This is a genomic window from Arthrobacter sp. H41, from assembly GCF_000520535.1.
Lineage (GTDB): Bacteria > Actinomycetota > Actinomycetes > Actinomycetales > Micrococcaceae > Arthrobacter_D.
On record NZ_KI914771.1, the window covers coordinates 32386 to 40887 of the forward strand.

Sequence of the window (8502 nt, forward strand, 5' to 3'; positions counted from 1 at the left end):
CTCGAACACGCGGTAGCCGCGGGCCTCGAGCTCGGGCCGCACGAAGCCTGCCATGTCCTTGCCGTCCGGCACGTCGACCTTGTTGAGCGCGATCAGGCGGGGCCGTCCATTCAGGGGGACGACGTCGCCGTCGGGCCCTGCGAAGCTCATGTCCACCGTGTACTTCTCGAGCTCCTGCTCGATGATGGCCAGATCGGCGAGCGGATCCCGGTCGGCTTCGAGCGCGGCGCAGTCGAGCACATGCACCAGTGCCGCGCACCGCTCCACATGGCGGAGGAAGTAGTGCCCGAGCCCCTTGCCTTCGCTTGCGCCCTCGATCAGGCCGGGAACGTCGGCGATCGTGAACCGGGTGTCGCCGGCCTGCACCACTCCGAGGTTGGGGACGAGCGTGGTGAACGGGTAGTCGGCGATCTTGGGCCGGGCCGCGGACATCGCCGCGATGAGGCTCGATTTGCCGGCCGAGGGAAAACCGACCAGCGCGATGTCGGCGATCGACTTGAGCTCGAGGACGACGTCCCGCTCGTCACCCGGGATGCCGAGCAGGGCGAACCCGGGGGCCTTGCGCTTTTGCGAGGACAGCGACGAGTTACCGAGGCCACCCTGGCCTCCGGCCGCGGCGACGAATTCCGCTCCTTCACCCACGAGGTCCGCGAGGACCTCACCGTCCTTCGTCTTGACGACGGTGCCGTCGGGTACGGGGAGGATCAGCGTCTCGCCGGTCTTGCCGCCGCGCCAGTCGCCCATCCCGTTGCCGCCGTTGGTGGCGTGGCGGTGGGGTGCGTGGTGGTAGTCGAGCAGCGTGGTGGTCTGGCCGCTGACGCGCAGGATCACGTCGCCGCCGTCGCCGCCGTTGCCGCCGTCGGGCCCACCGAGGGGCTTGAACTTCTCACGCTTGACGGACACGCAGCCGTGACCGCCCGTACCGCCGGAAACGTGCAGGACTACCCGGTCAACGAAGCTGGCCACGTTGATCTCCTTCTGAAATGCTTCATTTGCCGGATGGGACCGGCTTAAAAAAAGGTGGGGTGAGCCAAAGCGACTCACCCCACCCGAATGCTTAGTGCATGCTGCGCCGGGAGTAGGAACTACTCGGCTGCAGCACCAACGATGTTGACGACGCGGCGTCCGCGGCGGCTGCCGAACTCAACGGCACCTGCCTCAAGGGCGAACAGCGTGTCATCCCCGCCGCGGCCGACGTTGGCCCCCGGGTGGAAGTGGGTTCCGCGCTGGCGGACGATGATCTCGCCTGCCTTGACGACCTGGCCGCCGAAGCGCTTGACGCCGAGGTACTGCGCGTTCGAATCGCGGCCGTTGCGAGTGGAACTCGCGCCCTTCTTATGTGCCATGAGTTATGCCTGCCTTCGCTGGAGATATTTGACCGACCGGTAACCGCGAGGGGTTACGCGATGCCTGTGATTTTGACTCGGGTCAGTTCCGAACGGTGACCCTGGCGCTTCTTGTAGCCGGTCTTGTTCTTGAACTTCTGGATGACAATCTTCGGGCCACGAAGATTCTCGACGATCTGGGCAGTAACAGTGACCTTCTCGAGGTCTGCTGCTGCTGAGGTAACCTTGTCGCCGTCTACCAGAAGGAGGGCAGGCAGCGCAAAGGTGCTTCCTGCCTGACCGGTGACGCGGTCAAGGGTAACGAGGTCTCCAACGGAAACCTTTTCTTGGCGGCCGCCTGCGCGGACAATCGCGTACACCACTTGGGAACTCACTTCTCTCGACAATGCTTGACTTCTTATGTAAAAAACTGGTTTGCGCGCTGTGGCTGGCATCCGTTCAAGGATGCGTTCGCTGGCCATGTCGACGCTGTGCTCGTACGCCCCGGACATACCGATTGGAAGGCGCGTGCACCGAAGATCAAGGTTACGCCAGAATGGCTCGTTCCCGCAAATTAGCGGACCCCTCCGGCGCGCCTGCGCACGTGATCTGTAGCTGAAGATGAGGAACCGGGGCGATACCGCTGCCCCGGTTCCTCATCCTGCTGCTTCTGGGCGCGACCCGTCCCGGTTACAGTTCCGAAGCCGGAACTCCGACCCCGAAGATGACGGGTTCAGCGCCCGATGCTGCGGGGCGGTTCGCCGGCGCCTCGGCCCTGGCTACGTGCCGGCCGGCTGCCGCTGACCCGTTGTCCGGTGCCGTCCCGGATTCTGCAGCAAGGGTCTCGATGGCGGACCCCGCCGCCGAACCCTGCGCGCTGCTGGCCGCACGGCGGGCTCGCCTGCGCCTCGGCGCAGGTGCGACCACGCCGGTGCCCGGTCCATCGGACGACGGCGTCTCCGTAGGAGCGGCCTCGTTGGCCGGAGCCCTGCCGGTGTCCGAGCCACCGGTACTGGAGGGTGCGCCGTCGTTCGGGGAAGCGGCTGCCTCGACGGTCTCGCTCGACGCGGCCGGGGCGCGGTTGAAGGCAGCAGTGAGACTGTCGAGGGTCAGCCTCGGCTGCTCCCCCTCTGTCCCGGTCCGGTGGGCCTCCGCCCGCGGCAGGGTCACTGTCTCGCCGTTGATGGTCAGCACTGCCTCATTGACCTGGACGGCGGGCTCTGGCGCTGGACCTGCTGCGTGCTCCTCGTGTGCAGCGTGGGAGGCGTGCGTTGCCGCAGCGATGCTCGCAAACGCTGTCCTGGCCGCCTCGGCCTTGGCCGCGCGCTCCGGACTGTCCGGCTGCGGGGTTGGCGCGGGCTGGGTTTCCTCGACCTGCTGCGCCGAACGGCCACGGGTTCGCTTGCGCTCATTGCGGGGCTGCTTCTCCTGACGCGACTGCTGCTGCTGGTTTTCCTGCGGCAGTCCCGAACGGCGGTGCTCCACCGGCTCCTCGTGGGTGACGACTCCGCGCCCCCCACAGTGCTCGCAGTCCTCGCCGAAGACCTCCAGCAAACCGGTACCCATGCGCTTGCGCGTCATCTGGACCAGGCCGAGCGAGGTGACCTCCGCGACCTGGTGCTTGGTCCGGTCACGGCCCAGGCATTCAACGAGCCGGCGCAGCACGAGGTCACGGTTGGCTTCGAGCACCATGTCGATGAAGTCGATGACGATGATGCCGCCGATGTCGCGCAGCCGCAGTTGCCGGACCACTTCCTCGGCTGCCTCGAGGTTGTTCTTGGTGACGGTCTCCTCGAGGTTCCCGCCGCTGCCGGTGAACTTGCCGGTGTTGACGTCCACCACGGTCATGGCCTCGGTGCGATCGATCACCAGGGATCCGCCGGACGGCAGGAACACCTTCCGGTCGAGTGCCTTGGAGATCTGCTCATCGATGCGGCTGGCCGCGAAGATGTCCTCGTCCCCCGTCCACTTCTCGAGCCGCCCCACCAGGTCGGGAGCCACATACATGACATAGGCCTCGATGGTGTCCCATGCCTCTTCCCCTGAGACCACCAGCTTCGAGAAGTCCTCGTTGAAGACGTCCCGCACCACCTTGATGGTGAGGTCGGGCTCGCCGTACAGCAGCTCCGGGGCGAGCGTCTTGGTGGACGCCGAGGCGCTTTCGATCTGCTCCCACTGGGACCGCAGGCGGTTGATGTCGTGCGTCAGCTCTTCCTCGCTGGCACCCTCAGCCGCCGTGCGGACGATCACTCCGGCGTTTTCGGGCAGCCGGTCCTTGAGAATGCGCTTGAGCCGGTTTCGCTCGACGTCGGGCAGCTTCCGGGAAATACCGGTCATGGAGCCGCCAGGAACGTAGACCAGGTACCGTCCGGGAAGTGAGATCTGGCTGGTGAGCCGTGCTCCCTTGTGCCCCACGGGGTCCTTGGTCACCTGCACCAGGACGGCGTCGCCCGACTTCAGGGCGAGTTCGATGCGGCGCGGCTGGCCGTCGAGGCCTGCAGCGTCCCAGTTCACCTCTCCGGCGTAGAGCACCGCGTTGCGCCCCCGTCCGATGTCGACGAAGGCAGCTTCCATGCTGGGAAGCACGTTCTGGACCTTGCCCACGTAGACGTTCCCGATCAGGGAATCCTGCTGCGTCTTCGATACGAAGTGCTCGGCGAGGATCCCGTCCTCGAGCACGCCGATCTGAATCCTGTCATCGCGCTGGCGGACCACCATCTGCCGGTCGACCGACTCGCGCCGGGCAAGGAACTCGGCCTCGGTGATGACCTGTCGGCGACGCCCGGTGTCGCGGGATTCGCGCCGGCGCTGCTTCTTGGCCTCAAGTCGCGTCGAGCCTTTGACGCTGGTGACTTTGTCCGACACGGGTTCGCTGCTCTGCCGCGGTGCGCGCACACGCGTCACCGTGTTGGGCGGGTCATCGTCCTCGCCGCCAGTCAGCTCCAGGTCCTGTTCGCCGCGCCGGCGACGACGACGGCGGCGCGACGTCACGCCGTTCGGCGACTCGTCCCCTGGTCCGCTGTCGGAATCCCGGCTCTCCGATCCCTCGACGTCATTCCTGTCGGAGGAGGAAGCGTCCGAGCTGTCGGCCCGGCCCCGGCCCCGGCTGCGACGGCTTCGGCGCGGCCTGCGGCCCGAACCGTCGTCGTTGTTGTCGTTGTCGCTGCCGCTGTCGTCAATGTCATCCTCGCCCGGGTCACCGGCGGGAGGCGCCGTGACCTTGACGGGCTGCACGGCTGCAGCGAGGTCGGGGGCATGGAAAAGCAGGGACAGGGGCGATTCCGGCAGGGCGAAGGGGTTGGCGTGGGATGCCCGCGCCGGCTCAGTCTCAGGGGTGTCACCGGTCGCGGCGGCGTCTTCGGGAACGGCGTCAGCGGGAGCGGCCTCTTCGGGAGGGGCGGCAGCGGGAGCGGGGACGTCTTTCGCGGATGCTTCAACTGTGGATGCTTCAACGGAGGTCTCACCAACAGCAGCACGGCGGCTACGGCTCGCCCGACGGGTCCGGGTGGACTTTTCGGCAGCGACCTCGACGTCTGCAGCACCGCGCCCGGAACCGCCGTCTGCAGCACCGCTGTTTCCGGCGTCGACGCTTCCGACACCGGCACCGGCGGGGTCGACGTTGCTCGATGCCGGGGGCGTAGCGTCAGCGGGTGTACCGGGCGAATTGTCCGGTTCGGCGACATCGATCGGTGCTGCCGGACCCGCTTCGGCCGTGGCGGCCCGGCGTCGGGTCCTCGGTGCCTTGGCCTTCGGGGCAGCGTCTGCAACAGCCCGCGAAGTGTCCACCGGTGCGTCGACCGGCGCGTCCGCCGATGCGACCGTCGGATCCTCATCGGACACTGCAGGCTGGGATGAAGCTAACAGGTCGACGATCGGCGCACCGGGGTCGGCCGCCGGCTCTCCCGCCGGTTCCACTTCCACCGCGGGCTTGCGCGACCGGGAGACCCGCTTGCGCGGTGCCGCTGGAGGCGTGTCACCAACGGCAGGTCCGTCCGCCGCAGTGCCTGTCGATTCCGTTCCGCTCGTGCCGGAGTCACCCATCGCGGTGGGCTCGAGCGGCGTGGGCTCGAGCGGCGCGGGCCGAAGGACGGCCGGCGGAGCGCCGGCCGGCGAGGTTGCCTTGCGCCTCACCCGTGGCGCCCTCTTCGCGGGAGCAGGGGTACCGGCCCCCTGCGCATCGGCCGTTGCCGGCTCGCTGCTGTTCTGTTCCTGATTCCGTCCGGGACGCTGCTCGGAATTCTGCTCGCTGCTGTTCTCTGCGAAATTCTGTTCGCTTGGCTGCTGGTCGATCGGGTTCATGGGTATGCGGCTCCAGCCCTTGCGGCACCGGCCACATCCAAGCACCCTCGGGGCAGTATGTCGGCCTGCCGCGGGCATCTTCCCCGCAGCGGTCCGGAAGTCGTTGTCATTGTCATCCGAGGTCGCACCGGCTATGGGGTGCGGCATCACTCGAAGACCAGCGGCGCTTTTCCGACTTGACCGTCGAAATGGACGGAGAATCTGCGAGGCGGATTCCCGGCGGCCAGTCCGGTTGCTGGACTGTCGGTGCCGGGCGCGTCGCCTGCAGAGCGGAAGCCTGTCACTGGACCAGCGGGGAAATGTGGGTTCCCCACCGACCACGGCAATTGTCTCACACCAGCATCGCGAAATTCGGCCAGCGTGACTGTCGGAGCGGCGTCAGAGCGTGGGGAACTGGCCGGTCGCCGGCGCTTCCTGCCCGGCCAGCGGCCGCGCGACCGGGACCTTGGTGCCCAGTACCTGGGCGACGACGTCGTGGGTCACCTGCTGAGCCGTCAGCCCCACCCGCTTCAGGACCTGGCTCCGCGAACCGTGATCGAGGAACTCGACCGGTAGCCCCACTTCGTTGAGCGCGGTGTCCACGCCCGCCGACCGCATCTCCTGGCGGATGCGGGATCCGACGCCGCCCGCACGGACACCGTCCTCGATGACGATCACGATCCGGTGCTCCGCCGCCATGCTGATCACCGATCGGCGCACGGGCAGCACCCACCGCGGGTCGATCACCGTGGAGCTGATGCCCTGGGCTCCGAGGCGGTTCGACACATCGAGGGCGAGCTCGCTCATGGCACCGACGCTGACGATCAGGACATCGTTCAGCTGCGACCCGGCGGGGCGTCGGAACAGGACGTCCACGCCGTCGTCGAGCCGTTCGATCGCCTCGACCTCGGCGCCCACGGTGCCCTTGGAGTACCGCACCACGCTGGGTGCGTCGGCGATCTGCACGGCCTCCCGGAGCTCCTCGCGCAGGCGTGACGCATCGCGCGGCGCGGCCAGATGAAGTCCCGGCACCGACTGCAGGAGGGACATGTCCCACATGCCGTGATGGCTTGCGCCGTCGGGCCCGGTGACTCCGGATCGGTCGAGCACGATAGTGACCCCGGCCTTGTGGAGGGCCACGTCCATGAGCAGCTGGTCGAAAGCCCGGTTCAGGAACGTCGCGTAGAGGGCGATCACCGGATGGAGCCCGCCGAAGGCCATGCCTGCCGCGCTGGTCAGGGCGTGCTGTTCGGCAATGCCGACGTCGAACACGCGGTCCGGGTGGCGCGCCGCGAACCGGTGGAGCCCGACGGGGATCAGCATGGCGCCGGTGATGCCGACGACGTCGGGCCGTTCGTCGGCGATGTCGGCGATCTCGTTCGCGAACACCGACGTCCAGGACTGCTTGCCTGCGGCGTCGACGGGCTCTCCGGTTTCGGGGTCGATGATGCCGACGGCGTGGAACTGGTCGGCCTCATGAGCCCGCGCGGGCGCGTATCCATGGCCTTTCTCGGTGATCGTGTGCACGATCACCGGGCCCTCGTAATTCCGTGCGAGGTGCAGCGCCTGCTCCACAGCGCCGAGGTCGTGGCCGTCCACCGGTCCTACATACTTCATGCCGAGGTCTTCGAAGAGGCCCTGGGGTGCCCACCAGTCCTTGACGCCCTTCTTCATGGCGTGGAGGCTCTTGTAGCCGAATTCCCCGACGGGCCCGCCGTTCTGGAGACGGCCCTTGAACCAGTCGAGGGTCCGCTCGTAGACGCGGTGCGTCCGCACGGAGTCGAGGGCCGGACGCAGCGACGCGAGGTAGTCGGCCACACCGCCGATGGTGGGGGCGTACGAGCGCCCGTTGTCATTGACCACGATCACCACGCGGCGCCGCTTGTCCGCGGCGATGTTGTTGATGGCTTCCCAGGCCATGCCGCCGGTCAGGGCGCCGTCGCCCACGAGGACCACTGTGTAGCGGTCGCCCTCACCGTTCAGGACGCGGGCACGCGAGATGCCGTCGGCCCAGGAGAGGGACGACGACGCATGGGAGCTCTCGACGACGTCGTGCACCGACTCCGCACGCGAGGGGTAGCCGGAGAGGCCGCCCTCCTGGCGGAGGGTGCTGAAATCCTGGCGGCCGGTGACGAGCTTGTGCACATACGACTGGTGACCGGTGTCGAAGATGACGCTGTCCCGCGGAGAATCGAAGACCCGGTGGATGCCGAGCGTCAGTTCGACCACTCCCAGGTTCGGCCCCAGGTGCCCGCCGGTCCGGGACACGTTCGTCACGAGGAAGGTGCGGATCTCCTCGGCGAGGGCAGTGAGCTGATGCTCGGAAAGCCTGCTCAGGTCCTGCGGGCTGCGGATCGTTTCCAGAAGTCCCATCGGCGCCTCCTCCGTTCGTGGCCGCGGCGAAGACTCCGCCGTTGGTAAGCGTTAACTCTAACGTTCCGGACCCCGGAGAGGTGCCATTGAATTCGCGCCTGACGCCGGAGGTCCACCCACCGCGGCCGCCTCGGGCCCGCACGGCGCGAGGGAGGTTATTCGGCAGGCGGGCTCAGCACCGCGAAGGATTCCATGTGGTGGGTATGGGGATACAGGTCGAAGACCCTCAACTGGTCGAGGTTCCAGCCACGGGCCCGGAACAGGCCGAGGTCCCTGGCGAACGATGCAGGGTCACAGGAGACATACCCGACGGCGCGGGGCCGGGCCGCCGCGATCTGCGCGACGACGCGCTTTCCCGCACCCGCCCGCGGCGGATCCAGGAGCACCACATCGAGCGGCTCGTCCCAGGAATTCAGCACGGTGTCCACCCTGCCCTCGACGATCGACACGTGGTCCTGCCCGTGGAGGTTCCGGCGGGCGTCCTTGCTCGTGCCGGCGGATCCCTCCACAGAAAGGACCGATCCGC

The 8502-nt window shown here is 67.7% G+C and carries 5 protein-coding genes and 1 pseudogene; all 6 read right to left on the reverse strand.

What is annotated here, in order from left to right:
* The coding region (obgE, locus tag Y705_RS17160) for a GTPase ObgE (RefSeq protein WP_155849900.1) at nucleotides 1-966 on the reverse strand (966 nt) is incomplete at its 3' end.
* Between the two features lie 119 nt (nucleotides 967-1085).
* Entirely contained in the window at nucleotides 1086-1346 is a 261-nt protein-coding gene (gene rpmA, locus Y705_RS0103665; RefSeq protein WP_026531863.1) for a 50S ribosomal protein L27, read from the reverse strand.
* A gap of 53 nt (nucleotides 1347-1399) precedes the next feature.
* On the reverse strand, nucleotides 1400-1708 hold the full coding sequence (gene rplU / locus Y705_RS0103670) for a 50S ribosomal protein L21 (RefSeq protein ID WP_026531864.1): 309 nt from the start codon (nucleotides 1706-1708) through the stop codon (nucleotides 1400-1402).
* Nucleotides 1709-2015: 307 nt separating this feature from the next.
* Nucleotides 2016-5624 (reverse strand): ribonuclease E/G, encoded by a 3609-nt coding sequence (locus Y705_RS17165; RefSeq protein ID WP_049822220.1) that lies wholly within the window; start codon nucleotides 5622-5624, stop codon nucleotides 2016-2018.
* Nucleotides 5625-6002: 378 nt separating this feature from the next.
* Nucleotides 6003-7976 carry a 1-deoxy-D-xylulose-5-phosphate synthase gene (gene dxs, locus Y705_RS0103680; RefSeq protein ID WP_026531865.1) on the reverse strand — a complete coding sequence of 658 codons (1974 nt, stop codon included), beginning with the start codon at nucleotides 7974-7976 and terminating at the stop codon, nucleotides 6003-6005.
* A 155-nt stretch (nucleotides 7977-8131) separates the two neighbouring features.
* A pseudogene (locus Y705_RS17170) lies at nucleotides 8132-8502 on the reverse strand (class I SAM-dependent RNA methyltransferase); the annotation flags it as partial.